This window comes from Paracoccus sp. J55 (genome assembly GCF_000513975.1).
In the GTDB taxonomy this organism is placed as follows: domain Bacteria; phylum Pseudomonadota; class Alphaproteobacteria; order Rhodobacterales; family Rhodobacteraceae; genus Paracoccus.
This window is the reverse complement of record NZ_AZVA01000037.1, coordinates 1-16,674: the sequence shown is the minus strand read 5'-3', so window position 1 is coordinate 16,674 and position 16,674 is coordinate 1. Positions and strand designations below refer to the sequence as shown.

General features: G+C 69.9%; 17 protein-coding genes and 1 tRNA gene. 8 read left to right on the top strand and 10 right to left on the bottom strand.

The annotated features are described in order from the left end of the window. Window positions 1-2: 2 nt before the first annotated feature. The 6 genes from rsmA to lptF form a co-directional block, all read right to left on the bottom strand. Entirely contained in the window at window positions 3-851 is an 849-nt protein-coding gene (rsmA, locus tag PARJ55_RS0118265) for a 16S rRNA (adenine(1518)-N(6)/adenine(1519)-N(6))-dimethyltransferase RsmA (RefSeq protein ID WP_028714331.1), read from the bottom strand. Next, window positions 848-1,816 (bottom strand): 4-hydroxythreonine-4-phosphate dehydrogenase PdxA, encoded by a 969-nt coding sequence (pdxA, locus tag PARJ55_RS0118260; protein ID WP_028714330.1) that lies wholly within the window; start codon window positions 1,814-1,816, stop codon window positions 848-850. The genes rsmA and pdxA overlap by 4 nt, the downstream gene beginning before the upstream one ends. A 65-nt stretch (window positions 1,817-1,881) precedes the next feature. Further along, window positions 1,882-3,240: a peptidylprolyl isomerase gene (locus PARJ55_RS0118255; RefSeq protein ID WP_256380443.1), complete on the bottom strand. Its 1,359-nt coding sequence runs from the start codon at window positions 3,238-3,240 to the stop codon at window positions 1,882-1,884. Then, on the bottom strand, window positions 3,185-5,587 hold the full coding sequence (locus tag PARJ55_RS0118250; protein ID WP_028714328.1) for an LPS-assembly protein LptD: 2,403 nt from the start codon (window positions 5,585-5,587) through the stop codon (window positions 3,185-3,187). Before PARJ55_RS0118250 ends, PARJ55_RS0118255 begins: the two co-directional genes overlap by 56 nt. Then, a complete protein-coding gene (lptG, locus tag PARJ55_RS0118245) occupies window positions 5,587-6,708 on the bottom strand; it encodes an LPS export ABC transporter permease LptG (RefSeq protein WP_028714327.1) in 1,122 nt (373 codons plus the stop codon). Before lptG ends, PARJ55_RS0118250 begins: the two co-directional genes overlap by 1 nt. Further along, a complete protein-coding gene (gene lptF, locus PARJ55_RS0118240) occupies window positions 6,705-7,853 on the bottom strand; it encodes an LPS export ABC transporter permease LptF (RefSeq protein WP_028714326.1) in 1,149 nt (382 codons plus the stop codon). Before lptF ends, lptG begins: the two co-directional genes overlap by 4 nt. A 130-nt stretch (window positions 7,854-7,983) precedes the next feature. On the opposite strand from lptF, the gene PARJ55_RS0118235 reads away from it, so the two are divergent. Further along, complete coding sequence (locus PARJ55_RS0118235) at window positions 7,984-9,585, top strand: leucyl aminopeptidase (protein ID WP_028714325.1); 1,602 nt, start codon at window positions 7,984-7,986, stop codon at window positions 9,583-9,585. Next, a complete protein-coding gene (locus tag PARJ55_RS0118230; protein ID WP_028714324.1) occupies window positions 9,585-10,034 on the top strand; it encodes a DNA polymerase III subunit chi in 450 nt (149 codons plus the stop codon). Before PARJ55_RS0118235 ends, PARJ55_RS0118230 begins: the two co-directional genes overlap by 1 nt. 98 nt (window positions 10,035-10,132) lie before the next feature. On the opposite strand, the gene PARJ55_RS0118225 is transcribed toward PARJ55_RS0118230, so the two are convergent. Further along, entirely contained in the window at window positions 10,133-10,708 is a 576-nt protein-coding gene (locus PARJ55_RS0118225) for a TIGR02281 family clan AA aspartic protease (RefSeq protein ID WP_028714323.1), read from the bottom strand. Then, window positions 10,708-11,319, bottom strand: coding sequence for a MarC family protein (locus PARJ55_RS0118220; RefSeq protein ID WP_028714322.1), 612 nt, complete (start codon window positions 11,317-11,319; stop codon window positions 10,708-10,710). Before PARJ55_RS0118220 ends, PARJ55_RS0118225 begins: the two co-directional genes overlap by 1 nt. Before the next feature lie 161 nt (window positions 11,320-11,480). Between PARJ55_RS0118220 and PARJ55_RS0118215 the strand changes: the two genes are divergently transcribed. The 6 genes from PARJ55_RS0118215 (at window position 11,481) to PARJ55_RS0118190 (ending at window position 14,757) form a co-directional block, all read left to right on the top strand. Then, the gene (locus PARJ55_RS0118215; protein WP_028714321.1) at window positions 11,481-11,807 is read left to right on the top strand and encodes a twin-arginine translocase TatA/TatE family subunit; all 327 of its coding nucleotides are present in this window, start codon (window positions 11,481-11,483) and stop codon (window positions 11,805-11,807) included. Between the two features lie 19 nt (window positions 11,808-11,826). Continuing rightward, on the top strand, window positions 11,827-12,327 hold the full coding sequence (gene tatB / locus PARJ55_RS0118210; RefSeq protein ID WP_028714320.1) for a Sec-independent protein translocase protein TatB: 501 nt from the start codon (window positions 11,827-11,829) through the stop codon (window positions 12,325-12,327). A gap of 31 nt (window positions 12,328-12,358) precedes the next feature. Beyond that, window positions 12,359-13,219 carry a twin-arginine translocase subunit TatC gene (tatC, locus tag PARJ55_RS0118205; protein ID WP_028714319.1) on the top strand — a complete coding sequence of 287 codons (861 nt, stop codon included), beginning with the start codon at window positions 12,359-12,361 and terminating at the stop codon, window positions 13,217-13,219. After that, window positions 13,212-14,054, top strand: coding sequence for an ATP-binding protein (locus PARJ55_RS0118200; protein ID WP_028714318.1), 843 nt, complete (start codon window positions 13,212-13,214; stop codon window positions 14,052-14,054). The genes tatC and PARJ55_RS0118200 overlap by 8 nt, the downstream gene beginning before the upstream one ends. Before the next feature lie 209 nt (window positions 14,055-14,263). Then, window positions 14,264-14,340, top strand: a tRNA-Met gene (locus PARJ55_RS0118195). A 222-nt stretch (window positions 14,341-14,562) separates the two neighbouring features. Further along, entirely contained in the window at window positions 14,563-14,757 is a 195-nt protein-coding gene (locus tag PARJ55_RS0118190) for a hypothetical protein (protein WP_028714317.1), read from the top strand. A 1,205-nt stretch (window positions 14,758-15,962) separates the two neighbouring features. Here the strand turns inward: PARJ55_RS0118190 and PARJ55_RS0118180 are convergent. Next, on the bottom strand, window positions 15,963-16,412 hold the full coding sequence (locus PARJ55_RS0118180) for a hypothetical protein (RefSeq protein ID WP_028714316.1): 450 nt from the start codon (window positions 16,410-16,412) through the stop codon (window positions 15,963-15,965). Window positions 16,413-16,494: 82 nt separating this feature from the next. Then, window positions 16,495-16,674 (bottom strand): helix-turn-helix domain-containing protein (locus PARJ55_RS22515; RefSeq protein ID WP_036714474.1); only part of this gene is annotated, 180 nt, incomplete at its 5' end.

Sequence of the window (16,674 nt, the reverse complement as noted above, 5' to 3'; positions counted from 1 at the left end):
GTTCAGCGCGGCGCGGCGGCCAGGCCCCGCGCCAGCGCGCAGAACCGTTCCAGGCCGATCTCCTCGGCCCGGGCGGTGGGGGCGATGCCGGCTTCGACCAGCAGCTCCTCGATGCGCGGATGCAGCCCCTTCAGCGAGGCGCGCAGCATCTTGCGGCGCTGGTTGAATCCGGCCGCCACGACGCGATTCAGCACCGCCGGATCGGCCGGGAAGCGCGGCTCGGGCAGGGCGGTCAGCTGCACCACCGCCGAATGCACCTTGGGTGCCGGCACGAAGGCTTCGGGCGGCAGGGCCATGACGATCCGCGCCTCGGTCCGCCATTGCGCCAGCACCGCCAGCCGGCCATAGGCCTTGCCGCCCGGCCGGGCCACGATGCGCTCGGCCACCTCCTTCTGGAACATCAGCGTCAGCGACTGCCAGAAGGGCGGCCATGCCGGCGGCGTCAGCCAGCGGATCAGTAATTCGGTGCCGACGTTATAGGGCAGGTTCGCCACGATGCGGATCGGCGGCGACAGATGCGCCAGGGGATCGACCTCCAGCGCGTCGCCATGGATTACCTCCAGCCGGCCGGGATAGGCGGCGGCGATCTCGGCCAGGGCGGGCAGGGCGCGGGCATCCTTTTCGATGGCCAGAACATGGCGCGCGCCCTCGGCCAGCAGCCCGCGCGTCAGCCCGCCCGGCCCCGGCCCGACCTCGATCACGTCGCAGGCCGTCAGGTCGCCCGCGGCGCGCGCGATCTTGGCGGTCAGGTTCAGGTCCAGCAGGAAGTTCTGCCCCAATTGCTTCTTCGCCCGCAGATCGTGCCGCGCGATCACCTCGCGCAGCGGCGGCAGCCCGTCGATGGCGCTCATCGCCGCGCCGCCATCTCATGCGCCATGCGCAGCGCCGCAATGACGCTCTGCGCATCGGCGATTCCCTGGCCGGCGATGTCGAAGGCAGTGCCGTGATCGGGAGAGGTGCGCACGAAGGGCAGGCCCAGCGTCACGTTCACCCCGCCGGCGAAATCCAGCGTCTTGATCGGGATCAGCGCCTGGTCGTGATAGGCGCACAGCGCCGCGTCGTATCGCGCCCGGGCCGCCGGATGGAACATGGTATCGGCCGGCAGCGGGCCGCGCAGGTCGAACCCTTCCCGGCGCAGCCGCTCGATCAGCGGGACCATCCAGCGCGCCTCCTCGTCGCCCATGACGCCGTTCTCGCCGGCATGGGGGTTCAGCCCGGCGATGGCCAGACGCGGCCGCGCCAGGCCGAAGTCGCGCCGCATCGCGGCATCGGTGATGCGGACGGCCTGCTCCAGTCGCAGGGGCGTCAGCGCCAACGGCACCTCGGACAGCGGGATGTGGATGGTCACCGGCACCACCCGGCAGGCCGGCTCGACCGAGGTCGAGGCCAGCATCATCGCCACCGGCACGTCGCCGGCCAGATGCGCCAGATATTCGGTATGGCCGGGAAAGCCGAAACCGGCGCCGCGCTTCAGCGCCTCCTTGTTGATCGGCAGGGTGCAGATGCCGCCGGCGGCGCCGGACATGGCCAGATCCACGGCGCGGGCGATGACCTCGACGACCGCGGGCGCATTGGCGGGATCGGGCCGGCCGGGTCGGGCCGGGGCCGGGAAATCATGCCGCAGCACCCCCAGCATGCCCGGCGGCACCGGCTCGCCCGGCGCCTCGACCTCGGCCCAGGCGGTGCCTTCCGGCAGATGCCGCGGATCGCCCAGAAACAGGAAGGGCACGCCCGAGGCCAGCGCCTTGGGGGCCAGCTCCGGCCCGACGCCCGCAGGCTCGCCGCAGGTCAGAATGATCGGCCGGGCTTCAGTCATTTTCTCTGTTTCCCAAATACCCTCTGGGGGTCCGGGGGGCGAAGCGCCCCCGGCCTCGACCGGGCTCACGGCCGGCGGATGATCGCATTGGCCCGCAACTCGGCCAGATAGTTTTCCGCCGCCTGGCCGACCTTGCGGTTGAAGATGACGTTGCGCACTTCCTCGCGGTCGGGCAGCGCGTCGGGCCCGGGCGCCGCGGCGCCCTCTTCCTCGGCGGTCACCGGCACCGCCGCCTCCTGCGCCCCCGCCGCCAGCAGCGCGGGCCGGCGCTTGCACAGCATCAACAGCTCGACCGCGCCGCCCTGATTGATGACGGTGGATTCGTTGTCGTCCAGCACCGCCAGGCGCAGGGCGTCGCCGGTCGGGATCTGGCCCTGCGGCAGGGTCTGGCGCTGGATCTGCTCGGGCGGCAGGCCGCGGGCATGGACGAACACATCGGCGCAGGTATCGGAAAGTGCCGCGATGCGGTTCGCCTCCTCGGCGCTCGCCAGGCGCAGGCGCAGGAAATCCAGAACCTGGTCTGTGGCGCCGGGGCGCAGCGTGCCGCGGGTGTCGCGCAGATAGAACAGCACCACCGCGCCCGGCACGCTCAGCGGCTGGCTGATCTGGCCCGGCTGCATCGACAGGATGATCTGCCGCAGCGAGGGCGGCAGGTTGGCCAGCGGCGTCCAGGGCAGGCGCCCGCCCTCGGGGGCCGAGGGCGTCGCGGAATGGCGCCGCGCCGCGGCGGCGAAATCCGCCTCCGAGCGCACGTTCTGCACCACCGATTCCGCAAGGTCCATGGCCTGCTCTTCCTGGCCGGACGGGGCGGGGATGATCAGTTCGGACAGGGCGACATGGGTGACGCGCGGCGTCTCCAGCGCGCGCTGCATCTCCTGTTCGATCTCGGCATCATCGACCTGGACCTGCGGCACGACGCGCTGGCGCACCACGTCGCGCCAGACCACGCCGGCGGCGACGAAATCGCGGAAGGCCTGGCGTTCGACCCCGGCCTGGCCGAGCGCGCGCACGAATTCCTCGACGCCCATATTGGCGCGGCCGGCGAATTCGGCGAGGCCGGCGTCGATCTGCTCGTCGCTGGCGGTGATGCCCAGCTGGCGGGCGGCAAAGATCCGCAGCCGGTCGTCGATCAGCGCCTGCTCGGCCGAGGCCCGGTCGGCGTCCGGCGCCCGCAGCAGCTGCATGAAGCGCATCCGCTGGTCCAGCTCGTAGCGGGTGACGGCCGAATCGTTGACATAGACCAGCGGCTGGAACGGATTGCCCTGCGCAAAGGCCGGGGAAACCCCGCTTGCCGCCAGCATCGCGGCCATGGCCGCCCCCAGAAGAATTCGCCGCATCAGCTCCCTCGCCGCATGGTTTTGCCGGACATTAGCGCAGGCAGGCGCGGCGCGCCACCGTTCCCGGACCCGGCTTCTGCTGGCCAAAGCCGCCCAGCCGGATGCCCAGATCGAAGCGGGTGTCCGGCCGCACCTCCTCCGAGGAGGTGAAGCGCCGCTCGACCGACATCTCGACGGTCACGCATTCGTTGCGGTATTCCAGACCCATCTGCGCCTTCTGCGCCCGGTCGGCGGTGAAGTCGTAGCGCGTCTCGGTCGTGGCCCACCATCCGCGGGCGACCTGCCAGCCGCCGGCCATGGTCAGTTCCGAAACATCCTGGGCGCGATTCTCGTTCTCGTCCGCGTCCAGCCAGAGATAGCCCGCCGAGACCTGAAGCCCCGGCCTGAACCATCCCAGCCGCAGCTCGTTGCGGCTGATGGTCAGGCTGTCGTCGAACAGCGCCCGGTTGACCAGCGCCAGCCCGTTCGCGCCCTGATAGGTGGTCGACAGCAGCCAGTCCGAGCGTTTCTTGCCCTGCGGCCCGGTGAAGGCCGGGCCGTCCGGGCCGGCCTGGGCAAAGGCCGGGTCGGGTTCGGTGCGGAACACGCGCCCCGCGGTCAGGCCGAGCGACCAGCCGGCCGGGTCGATCCGCGTCCAGCTGACGCCCAGATTGGCGCGAAAGCCGGATTCGCGTGCGTCCCAGCCCGGAAAGCGGTTCAGCGAGAACAGGTTGCCCTCGTCGAACTCGATCAGGCGGCTGTCCTCGTTGGGCACGTCGTCCTCGCGCGAGCGTTCGGGCGACCAGACCAGCTGCGCCACCGGCTCCAGGATATGCGTCACGCTGCCCGAATACCGGGCAAGCGGCCAGCGCAGCTCGGCCGCCAGCGTCGGATCGGCGCGGGCCACCCAGTCCTCGTAGTCGCTGTCCTGGTTGATGCGGTAGATGTCGGCGTTCACATGGCCCTCGACGGTGCCGACGAGGCCGCCGCGCAGGATCTCGCTGCGATGCCAGCCCAGGGCCACCGAGCCGCGCGCCATGTCGCGGCCCAGCACGTCCTCGCCGGACGAGCGGTGATGCGCATGCAGCGACCATTCCAGGCTGGCGATGCCGCCGATCCGGTCCGGCGTCCAGCGCCGCTTCCAGAGCGCGTCGGCCACGATCGAGGGGGTGGAGGCCTCGGGTTCGTCGTCGCGCAGCGATTCGTAATTGCCGATCCGCGCCATGACCATGCGGTCGCGGCGCACGCGGTCCAGGGTCAGGCCGCTCCACAGCCGGTCTGCCTCGGAAATGTCGTAATCCAGCAGATAGGCGCGGTTGCTGGCCATCTGGATCTGCAGGCCCAGCATATAGCCGCGCGGCAGCTCGAAGCGGGCGCCGCCGAACAGATAGCCGCGGGTCTCGCCCTCCTCGATGTCGTCGCGCGAGATGGCGCCATTCCATTCCATCGCGCCGTTGCTGAAGGCCTGGCGATAGCGCAGTTCCAGCGTGCTGGTGCGCGAGGCGGCGACATAGGGCGTCAGCGTGATGTCGGCATGGTCGCCCAGCGTCACGAAATAGGGCAGCTTGACCCCGAAGCCCAGCCCCGAGGTGGTGCGGAACTGCGGCTGCAGAAAGCCGGTCATACGCTCGACGCTGGGATCGGGCGCGGTCAGCCAGGGCAGGCTGGCGACGGGCAGGCCAAGCGCGCGCAGCTGCGGGCGGTCGAAATGCAGCTTGCGGGTGCGGGCGTCGTGGGTGATGGCGCGGGCGCGGATTTCCCACAGCGGGATCGGGTCCTCGGCGCAGATCTGGCAGCTTGAGGCGACCACGTTGTCCAGCCGGGTGACGGCGCCGTTCTGGCTGCGGCGCATCTCGCGCGCCGCCATCTGCATCTCGCGCGCCAGCACCAGCCGGGCGCCGCGCAGGATGCCGTCCTGCATGTTCGGGTCCAGCTGCGCGCTGTCGGCGATCAGGATGGTTTCCTGCGGCGTGCCGGCGCGGGCCGGCTCGGTCAGGTGGATCGGCCCCTCGATCTCGGCCGCGCCGGTCCGGTTGTCATAGACCACGCGCGAGGCGATCAGCCGCGCGCCGCGATACCAGATCACCACGCCGCCCCGGGCGGTCAGCTTGTCGTCGGCGCCCAGCGTGACCTCGTCGGCCAGCAGCGTCGCCGGGCTGCCCTGGGCTTCCTCGCCGCTGCCGGCGATGCGCACCGTGCCGGGCCGGCTGGCGACGCTGGGGGTATGCGAGGCCTCGGTCCCGTCGGCAAAGCGGGTCACGGCGCCGGGGTCCTCGGTCGGGGCCAGGGCGGGGCCGGCCGGGTCCTGCAGGAACGGGTCGGTCGGGCCGTAGACCGGCAGGGTCTGGCCCTCGGGCGTCAGGCTCTGGGCCAGCGCCAAGCCGGGCAGGGCCGCCGCCAGCAGCGCGGCGCGCGCCGTCCCTGCGCCCAGCCGGGTCTTGTGCCTGCGCGTCATCATCCGTCCTCCAGCCGCAAGAGTGCCCCCAGCGCAAAGAGCAGCGCCGCGACGGGCGGCGCCCAGCCGGCCAGGGCCGGCGGGATGCCGCCATTGTCGCCCAGCACCTGCGCCAGGTTGCGCAGGAAGAACAGGCCGATGCCGCAGCCGAAGGCGCCCAGCACCAGCAGCCCCATCCGTCGCCCGCGCATGTGGCGCATGGTGAAGACCGCCGCGATGGCCACCATGGCCGCCAGCAGCAGCGGCCGGGCCAGTTCCATCTGGAACCAGACCTTGTGCCGCTGGGCCGAGAAGCCCGCCCGCTCCAGCCCCTGGATGAAGGCCGGCAATTGCCAGACCGGAATCGCCTCGGGCCGGCCGAAACTGTCGCGGATGCGGGCGGCGGTCAGGTCGGTCGGCAGTTCCAGCCGCGGCGCGGTGCGGGCCATGGCCTCGGGATTGGGCTGGGTCAGCGGCCATTCCTTGGTGTCGGTCAGCTCCCAGGCGCCCTGGGTCAGCCGGGCGCGGGCCGCGTCGATGCGCCGGGTCGGGCCGGTCTCGGGCGAAAAGACCATGAAGGTGGCGTCGTAAAGCGTCGTCGCATCGGGGCTGGCGCGGCCGGCGCGGATCACCACCTGGCCCGAGGTCTCGGCCCCGTTCGCGTCGCGCGCGGGCAGGGCCTGGCGCAGCCAGACCGCGTTGTCGCCGACGCTGACGGTCTGGTCCTCGCCGCTGCGCATGCGCGCCACCGCGTCGTCATAGCGTTTCGTGGTCGCCGCCACCACCGGGTTCAGCACCGCCACCGCCAGCATCCCCGCCAGCGCCGCCGTGACCGCCGGCGCGCAGAGCACCCGGATGCCCGAGCGCCCCGAAGCGCGGATCGCCACCAGTTCGGAGCTGCGCGACAGGTTCAGGAACAGCGCGATCCCCGCCAGCACCGTGATCAGCGGCAGGATGGAATAGAAGCTGGCGGTGATGTTCAGCAGCGACAGGCCCGCCGCGCCGGAAAGCCCGATATTCTCGTCCGAGAAGCGGCGGATCTGCTCGACGATGTCGATCAGGAACAGGATGGCGCCGAAGATCGCGGCGATCATCACCAGCATGCGCAGGAAGCGCCGCGCGACATAGGTCGAAAGGATCATGCCGGCCCCCCTTTTGCCGCCGCCGCCTTCGCCCCGCCGCGCAGGCGCCGCGGCCGCGCGGCCAGCCACAGAACCGCGGCGCAGATCGCCGCGCCCACCAGCGGCGAGACATAGATCAGCGGCCAGCGCGCGGCATTGCCGGCCACCTGGTTCTCGGCCGCCGTGCCCAGGAACTGCACCACGATCAGGGCGATCACCGCCCAGATCACCTGCCGCCAGACGCCGAAGCGGCTGAACCCGCCCAGAAGCAGCATGGCAAAGCCCAGCAGCGCCGCGACCGGCGCCTGGAACGGCTTGGCCAGCCGCTCATGCGCCTCGGCCAGCGCCTTGTCGGGGGTGGCGCCGGTCGCGGCCAGCAGCTCGGGATCGGGGTCCAGCAGCCGCAGGGTCGAATAGGCGCGCAGGTCGCGCAGGCGGCTCGACCCGGTGTCGATCAGCGTGCCGAGGTCATAGGCCAGCTCGGAAAACCGCGTCACCGACAGGCTTTGCCGGTCGCCGGAATGGCGCAGGTTCTGCACCATGCCCTGCATCATCACCAGGCGCGGGCCCGCCTCGGTCCGGACCAGCAGCGCCTCGGTCGCGGTATAGGTGGTCTGGTTGCCCGGGTCGCGGGCGTCCTCAAGGAAGAAGTCCACCAGCCGCCCGTCCGCCGCGATGTCGCGGATGTAAAGCGTCACGCCCTGCACCGGGTATTGGAAGGCGCCGGCGCGGAGGAATTGCGCGGTGACGTTCTGCGCGATCTCGGCCTGGCGGTCGGCCAGCCGTCCCCGCGCCATGGGCACCAGCGAATGCACCAGCAGCGCCACCATCAGCCCGACCAGCACGCCGAAGACCAGCACCGGCCGCGCCAGCCGCCAGGGCGAGATTCCGGTCGCCTGCATCGCCACCAACTCGGATTCCGAGGCCAGCCGGTTGGTGCCGTAGGCGCTGGCCGCGAAGGCTGCGATGGGCAGCACGACCGAGATCACCAAGGGCAGGGTCAGCGCGGTGAATTCCAGCACCACCAGCGCGGTCTGCCCGTCCGAGATCAGCTGCTCGAACAGCGAGACGGCGCGGTTGATCCAGTAGACCGACACCAGCACCAGCGCAAAGAACCCGAACAGGGTCAGGAATTGCGACAGGATGTAGCGGTCGATGCGGGGCATGGGGGCTTTCGCGGGCTCGGACCCCGTCTGATTAGCCGCTGCGCGGGCGTTGGGAAAGCCCCGGCTCTGGTCAAGTCGCCCGCGCGTGACTAGTTTCCGCCGAGATGGAGCAACGCAAGAGGGCAGGACCATGACTCACCCGGTCGAAATTTCCTTCACGGCGATGGATGCCGCGGGGCTGGCCGAGCGGCCCGGCCGCGTCGCCATTCTGGTGCCGAAGGCCGGGCGGCTGCCGGGCGGCCTGCCGCGCGCCACGCGCGAGGCGCTGGCGCGGGCCTTCGCCTCGGAGGCGTGGAAGGCGGTCAAGCCCGGCAAGGCGCTGGAGCTGGCCTTTCCCGCCGGGCTGAAGGCCGAGGCGCTGCAGCTCGTCCTGCTGCCCGCCAATGCGGATGTGGCGACGGCCCGGGCCGCGGGCGCCAGCATCGGCGCGAAGCTGGGCAAGGCCGAGACCCTGGTCCTGGCCGGCAACCATGCCCGCGCCGCCGAGGTGGCGCTGGGGCTGGCGCTCAGGGCCTATGACTTCTCGGCCTACAAGACCAGGAAGACCGGGGATGGCGCCGCCCCCGAGGGCGAAGCGCCCGCCGAGCCCGCCGCCAGCACCAGCCGCACCGGCGCGGCCGAGGATGCGCGGCTGTCCGATGCCGCCGGCGGGCCCGGGCCTGTGGCCGACGCGGCCCCGGCCGGGACGCTGCGCGGCCGGGTGATCTTCATGCACAAGGACCCCGAGGCGCTGGGGCGCGCCGCGGCCGACGGCGCCGCCGTGGCCGAGGGCGTGTTCTTCACCCGCGATCTGGTGAACGAGCCCGCGAACGTGCTGACCACCAGCGATTTCGCCGACCGCCTGCTGGCCATGCGCGAGCTGGGGCTCGAGGTCGAGGTGCTGGAGGAGGACGAGCTGGCCAGGCTGGGCATGCGGGCGCTGCTGGCCGTGGGGCAGGGCTCGGAAAGCCCGTCCAAGGTGGTGGTCATGCGCTGGAACGGCGGCGGCGAGGCCGCGCCGCTGGCGCTGGTCGGCAAGGGCGTGGTCTTCGACACCGGCGGCATCTCGATCAAGCCGGCCGCCGGCATGGAGGAGATGACCATGGACATGGGCGGCGCGGGCGTGGTCGCCGGCGTCATGCGGGCGCTGGCGCTGCGCCGCGCCAGGGCGAATGTGGTGGGGCTGGTCGGGCTGGTCGAGAACATGCCCGACGGCCGTGCCCAGCGTCCGGGCGACATCGTGCGCTCGATGAAGGGCGACACGATCGAGGTCGTCAACACCGATGCCGAGGGCCGGCTCGTGCTGGCCGACGTGCTCTGGTATGCGCAGGAACGCTTCAAGCCCGCCGCCGTCGTCGATCTGGCGACCCTGACCGGGGCGGTGATCATCGCGCTGGGGCATGAGAATGCCGGGGTGTTCTCGAACGACGACGCCTTCGCCACGCAGGTGCTGAACGCCGCCAGGGCCGAGGGCGAGGGCGCCTGGCGCCTGCCGCTGGGACCGGGCTACGACAAGCTGATCGATTCGCGGCTGGCCGACGTCAAGAATACCGGCGGCCGGCCGGCGGGCTCGATCACCGCCGCGCAGTTCCTGCGGCGGTTCGTGCGCGAGGACGTGCCCTGGGTGCATCTGGACATCGCCGGCGTGGCCCTGCCGCCTGCCGAGACCGCGCTGGCGCCCAAGGGGGCCTCGGGCTGGGGCGTGATGACGCTGGACCGGCTGGTGCGCGACCGTTTCGAGAAGCAGGGCTGATGGGTTCGGCCCTGTTCTATCACCTGACCCGCTCGGGTCCCGGGCAGCTCTTGCCGATGCTGATCGGCAAGAGCCTGCAGGCGGGCTGGCGGGTCGAGCTGCGGGGCAGGGACCGGGCGCGTCAGGTGGCGCTGGACGAGAGGCTGTGGCTGGGCGAGGGCTTCCTGCCGCACGGCCTGGCCGGCGGACCGCATGATGCCCGCCAGCCGGTGCTGCTGACGGTCGAGGGCCAGGCGGCGGCGAATGCGGCGCGCTGCCTGATCGCGCTGGAGGGCGCCGAGGTCTCGGCCGCGGAATGCGGGGCGCTGGAGCGGGCCTGCATCCTGTTCGACGGCAACGACCCCGAGGCGCTGGAACGCGCCCGTGCGCAATGGCGGGCGCTGACGGCCGAAGGCGTGGCGGCGGAATACTGGTCCGAGGCGGGGGGGCGCTGGGAACGCAGGCAGTAGCGCGGGGCGTCGGGGGCTCTGCCCCCCGCGCGCCCTGCACCCCTTGGCGGGGCGCAGGGCGCGCTCCCCCCGGGATATTTGGGCAAGAAAGAAGCGGGTCAGCGTTCGAGGATGAGGCGGTTGGCCTCGATGCTGACGCGGGCGAAGCGTGACAGGTAGGACATGCCCATCAGCGACTGGCTGAGGTCGGCGCGCAGCACCACCGCCGGGACGCGGCTGTCGCGGATCTCGCCGATGGCGACCGTATCGAGCAGGACGGTCGCGGTCTGGACGATGCCGTTGGCGGTGCGCGCCTGGCCGGCATAGGCGAGGCTGTCGGGATCGATGCCGACCCGGGCCGCGTCCCTCGGCCCCAGCGCGATGGTGCTGGCGCCGGTATCGATGACGAAGCGCACCGGCGTGCCGTTCACCTCGGCCGTCAGGTGGTAATGGCCGTCATTGCCCAGCGGGACCTCGATCCGGCCGCCTTCGAGCATGCGCGCCTGGGGCGAGACCGCGCCGCGGATGTCGTCCCAGAGCCCGGCCAGGGCCACGGCGCCGAGGAAGATCAGCCCCCAGGCCGCCGCCTGCCGCAGGGTCTTGCCCGGGCGGTTGCGCAGCTCGACCAGCAGGAAGCCGCCGATCGCGATCAGCAGCAGCACGAGATAGGCGAGCCGGCCGAATTCCTCGCCCATCACACCAGCCCCGAGCCCTTGAGCCCGTCGATCACGAACTGGATCGACAGCGCCGCGAGCAGCATGCCGAAGAGCCGCGTGACCACCATGGTGCCGGTGCGGCCCAGCACATGGGCGATCGGCCCGGCCATGGCGAAAAGCGCCGCGGCGATCCCCAGCACCGCCAGCATCACGAGGTGGATCATCAGCGTGTGGCCGGGGCTGGCGTCCTGGCCGACCAGCAGGATCATCGAGGCCAGCGCCCCGGGCCCGGCCAGGAGCGGCGTCGCCAGCGGAAAGACCGAAGGGTCGTCGTCGTCGTCCCTGGCCTGGCCCTCGCGTCGCTCGGTGCGGCGCTCGAAGAGCATGTCGAGCGCGGTCAGGAACAGAAGCAGCCCGCCCGCGATGCGGAAGGCGGAAAGCGAGATGCCGATCCCGGCCAGGATCGCCTCGCCCGCCAGGCCGAAGAGCGTCATCAGCGCCGCGGCGATGGCCAGCGCCCGCCAGCCGATTCGCCGCCGCCTTTGCGGCGACATGCCGCGGGTCAGCGCGATGAAGAGCGGCGCCAGCCCCACCGGGTCGATGACCACGAAAAGCGTGACGAAGGCGCTGATGATCTGTGTGCTTTCCATGGCCGGCAGTATTGCGCGGAACCTTCGGAGGGGGAAGCGGGGCCGCGCGTCAAACCGTCCGATCACGCGTTTGGGGGTTTCGAAACAGCCGATCCCGACCTATATCGGAACGAATAGAGGCACCGCAGGGCCCAAGGGGGCCCGGCCACGGAGGTAAACAGATGCACGCACCTTCACCCATGGCGCTATTGCTGATCGCAATCGTCGTTCTGGTTCTTTTCGGGCGCGGCAAGGTCTCGTCCCTGATGGGCGAGGTCGGCAAGGGGATCACCGCCTTCAAGAAAGGCGTCAAGGAGGGCAGCGAGGATATCGACGCTGCCGCCCGCAGCGAGCCCAAGGAACTGGAGCAGCTGAAGACCACCGACGATATCGAGCGCGCCCGCGCCGAGATCGCGGCAGAACGCGCCAAGCTGGAGGCCGAGCGCGCCCGCGCCACTGCCGACAGCACGCTGCGCGACGTGACGCCGACCGACACCACCAAGCTCTGATCCCCCGGGTCCGGCGCTCATGTTGGATATCGGCTGGAGCGAGCTGCTGCTGATCGGCGTCGTGGCGCTGATCGTCCTCGGCCCGGAGGACCTGCCCAAGCTGTTCCACAGCCTGGGGCGGATCACGGCGCGCGCCCGGTCCATGGCGCGCGAGTTCAGCAGCGCCATGGAGGATGCGGCGAAATCCTCGGGCCTCGACGATGCGGCCAAGACGCTGAAGGACGTGAACGCGCTGAGTTCGAAACGCACGCTTGGCCTTGACGCGCTGGAGCGCGCCACCGAGCGGTTCGAGAAATGGGACCCGCTGAACCCCAAGCAGGAAGCCGGCCGCAAGGCCGCGCCCCTGCCAGATCCTTCGGCCCCGCTGCCGCCGCGGCCCACGGCCAATGACAGCGCCACGCCCGCCCCTTTGCCGCCCGCGCCGGGCATCGCGGCGCCGGCGGTTGCGACGGATGAGGCGCTGGACACCGCCGAGGGCCGCCGGCGCCTGCATGCCGTGCGCCGCTCGGACCGCGCTTGACACGATTGACAGAAGAGGCCGCTCCGTGGCGATGAAATCAGCCAAGCCGGACGATATCGACGACACTTCCGCACCGCTGATCGAGCATCTGGCAGAGCTGCGAACGCGGCTGATCTGGTCCGTGCTGGCTTTCGTCGTGGCGATGGTGGCGTGCTATTTCATCTGGAACCCGATCTTCGACTTCCTGACCCAGCCGATCTGCCAGGCGCTGGAAAAGCGTGACCAGACCTGCGGGCTGATCCTGCTGAAGCTGCAGGAAGGGTTCTTCGTCGCCATGCGCATCGCCTTTTTCGGCGGTTTCGTGCTGGCCTTTCCCGTGGTCGGCTACCAGCTGTGGCGGTTCGTGGCGCCGGGGCTCTATCGCAGCGAAAAGAACGCTCTGCTGCCCTTCCTGGTCGCCTCGCCGGTGATGTTCCTGATCGGTGCGGCTTTCGCCTATTACATCATCCTGCCCTGGGCCTTCGATTTCTTCCTGGGCTTCCAGCAGGGGCCGCTGGCGCTGCCCGACGATCCTGCCGCGGCGGCCACGCAGGCGGCCGGAGCGGTGGCCTCGGCCAAGGAACCCTGGGCCGGCATCGTCTTCCAGGGCTCGGTCGAGGAATACCTGACGCTGACCACCAAGTTCATCCTGGCCTTCGGCCTGTCCTTCCAGCTGCCGGTGGCGCTGACGCTGATGGGCAAGGCGGGGCTGGTGTCTTCGGAGGGGCTGGCGAGCGTGCGGCGCTATGCCGTCGTGGTGATCCTGGTGCTGGCCGCCATGGTGACGCCGCCCGATGTCATCAGCCAGATCGTGCTGTTCACGGTGATCTATGGGCTTTACGAGGCGTCGATCTTCCTCGTGCGCCGGATCGAGAAGAAGCGCGAACTGGAGGAACGGCAAGCCGATGTCTGAACAAGCCCTGCTGCGCGTGGCCGAGGCGCTGGAGCGCCTTTCGCCGCCGCCCGCCCCCGAGCCGAGCTTTACCGAGGCCACAGCCTATGTCTGGCATCCCGATCCCGACCGGTTGGAGCCCGTGGCCGAGGTCAACCGCGTCGATCTGGTGCAGTTGATCGGCATCGACAGGGCGCGCGACACGCTTCTGGCCAATACGCTGCAATTCGCCCGCGGCCATGCGGCCAACAACGCCCTGCTCTGGGGTTCGCGCGGCATGGGCAAGAGCTCGCTCGTCAAGGCGGTGCATGCCGAGGCGGTGCGTCAGGGCCTGCCCCTGGTGCTGGTCGAGATCGCGCGCGAGGATCTGGGTTCGGTCGGCCGGCTGCTGGCGATCCTGGGCAGGGCCCGGGACCGGCGCTTCGTGCTGTTTTCGGACGACCTGTCCTTCAGCCATGACGACACGCAATACAAGTCGCTCAAGGCGGTGCTGGACGGCGGCATTTCGGGCCGTCCCGCCAACGTGATCCTTTACGCCACCTCGAACCGGCGCCACCTGATGCCGCGCGACATGATCGACAACGAGCGTTCGACCGCGATCCATCCCGGCGAGGCGGTCGAGGAGAAGGTCTCGCTTTCGGACCGGTTCGGGCTGTGGCTGGGTTTTCATCCCTGCTCGCAGGACGAATATCTGGCCATGGTGCGCGGCTATTGCGATGCCTACGGCCTGCAGGTCCCCGAAGAGCAGCTGCGCGCCGAGGCGATCGAGTGGCAGGCGACGCGCGGCGCGCGCTCGGGCCGGGTGGCCTGGCAGTTCTTCACCGATCTGGCCGGGCGCAACGGCATCTCGGTCTGACGAGCCGGCCGCATCGGGCCCCTGTCCTTTTCCTTCTGGGAGGTTCGCGCCGAAGCGGCGCGGCACGTCCGCAGGCTGGACCCTGGTCGCGTGGCGGGGGGCCTGGTGCCGGACGGGGAGCGATTTTCGATCCGGGCCAAAAACTTTGACAAAGCTGCTTTCGGCCCCTTGACGCTCCCCGCCGCTCACCGTAAATCGCACGCACCCGTGGCGGAGTAGCTCAGCTGGTTAGAGCAGAGGAATCATAATCCTTGTGTCGGGGGTTCAAATCCCTCCTCCGCTACCATTTCCCTCCAAGACGCATCGCATGGTGCCGCAGGCGCCGGCAGGTCCGCGTCACATTGCCGGCCAGTCCTTGCGGCGGGCAGGGATTTTCTTCTCGTTCCCGGGTCAAATTTGGCAACTGGTTCTCCGCAGGGGGAACGGTTCATTCTTGAAAAAACGATTAACTTTGTCGTAATATCTCTGTCCCGGCATCCACGGCGCCGGTCAGGACAGGAGGTTCGGAATGACCAGAGTAGAGGAACTGCCCGACGAAACCATCGCATGGGTTCTGGAACGCGAGGTTTCTGCCGATGTCGCCCTTGCGGATATCGAATTGAATCTCGGCCAGGAACCTGACGAGTTGAGCCTCTACCGGATCAACGTGCTGCATGAGGCCGCCCGGCGGCTTCGGACACGGCTGGCGGAAGCTGGTCCCTGACCGTTCTCCCGGGCCGTCCCTGGCGATGAGGCGGCCATGGACTGTCCTCCGTCCGGTGTGTGGTCCGGCAAAGGCCGCGATCAGCCTTTCAAGACGAGTGTGATGCCGACAGGTCAGGGGGCTGCCACAAGTGTCAGATGCCGACCCGCAATCCGGCGACGGGCTCAAGCCGGCAGAGCTCGGACCTCAGGAGGTCAGATTCAAAATCCGGACAGGGCGGTTGCGGCGAGGGCGATGCGGTCAGTCCTTGGTCCTGCCGGACATGTCTCGATCCTGTTGAGACGTTTGCTGGGGCCTTGCCGGGTCTGACAGGCTTGCTTGTCGTTTGTCTTTCAAGGGCATCTCTACCATTCAGCGCCATGGCTTCACTGCGCCGGCACTCGGTCGACCTGGGACAGGCTGGTCAGAGAGGGCAGCTTGTCATCGCGGAGGATCGAGGCCCTGCGCATCGACAAGCGCGTGACGTTCGAGGGTTCATCCTCTTCCTTCGCCCGATCAGCCTGCTACGCTCCTTTTTCACCCGCCGGCTCGGGCCGGTGCGATGCGCTGTCAGGGATTTGCGCAGCCTTCCTCGAAACGCTTGGCATTCGCCTGCTCGCATCGATCGTGACAGCCTTCCATTTACCGGATTCGAAGGGCCATCCCTTTCCGCAGAGGCAACGCGATCACGCATGTTTTTGGGATCGCATCGTCGGCAGGGGGGATCTTCGCGACCAGCTTCCCGCCGGTTCCGGCACGACCTCGGTCAGTGTGCCGCCCAATCTGCCGGCGCGGCGTGATCCATCGACGTCATGCAGGCGAAGCCGTTGGCCGCTGCGCCGATCTCAGGCTGGGGATGCGCGGGGGCACGGGGTCCTCAATTCCCCAGACAGGGGCGCTGCATCCGAAAGCGCGATCATCCGCGCCCGCCAGGTCGCGGTCTGGGGGAAACGGGCGAAGGTCACGGCTGTTGTAACGGAGTGGGTCGGGATCAACGACATGGCCGATCATCGCGGCCTGCAGGTTGCGATCAGGCCGCCCGGAACGGGCTTCGGTCTCGGCCGCCGAACAGGCACCAGACCCCCAGGGCGCATGCTCAAAGAAAAAGCGCCACCTTTTCCGGCCCTTCTGCGTGGGCGTGCGGCGCCGGCTGCCGGTGGTGCGGGCAGGTGTGGCCCGCCTGCCGAAGCTCCGGCAGGCGGGCCAGTTCAGTGCCGGGCGGGTGGCTACGGCTTGACCACCACGAGATCGTTCTGGCGCCTCTGGTTTTCCGGCATGGCCTGATAGCTGTCGTAATCGGCGGCGAGGATCAGCCGGGCGAGGCCGGCCTCGCGCGCCGCCTTCAGGTTCTGGGCGCTGGTCTTTTCCAGGTCGCCCAGGGTGATCTCCAGGCCGGAGGCCAGAAACAGCGCCTTCGCCTCGAAGACCTTGGCCACATACTGGTTGTAGCCCTCGATGGTCCAGCTCGTGCCCGCCGTCTCGCCCTCGCCGTTCACGATCAGCGCCAGCGCCCATTCGCCCCGCGCATTCGTGGTCGCCTCGACCTTCTGCGTCACCACCCGCACCCCGCCGTCGAAAATGTCCGAGCCCTGCAGCGTGGCGACGATCTTGCCCGCGGCGACCGGGGCGAGCGTCGCGTCCACCAGCACCCCCCTGACTGTGGCTTTGTTCGGCATCTGTCCCTCTCCTCATCCGAATGGCCGGGCCATTATCCGGCAGAGGCGCCAGCGTTGCCGCAAAGGGCCGTGCAACGGGCGGCTAGGGCGCCTCCCCGGCCGGCAGGCCGCGGCTCTGGCGCCAGAGGTCGGGCGTGCTGCCCTCGGTCTCGCGGAAGACGCGGATCAGGTGCGAGGCGTCGCAGAAGCCGGTCTCCTCGGCGATGCGGGTCACGGTGCGGTCGGTGCGCGCCAGCAGCATGCGCGCCTGCGCCAGCCGGAT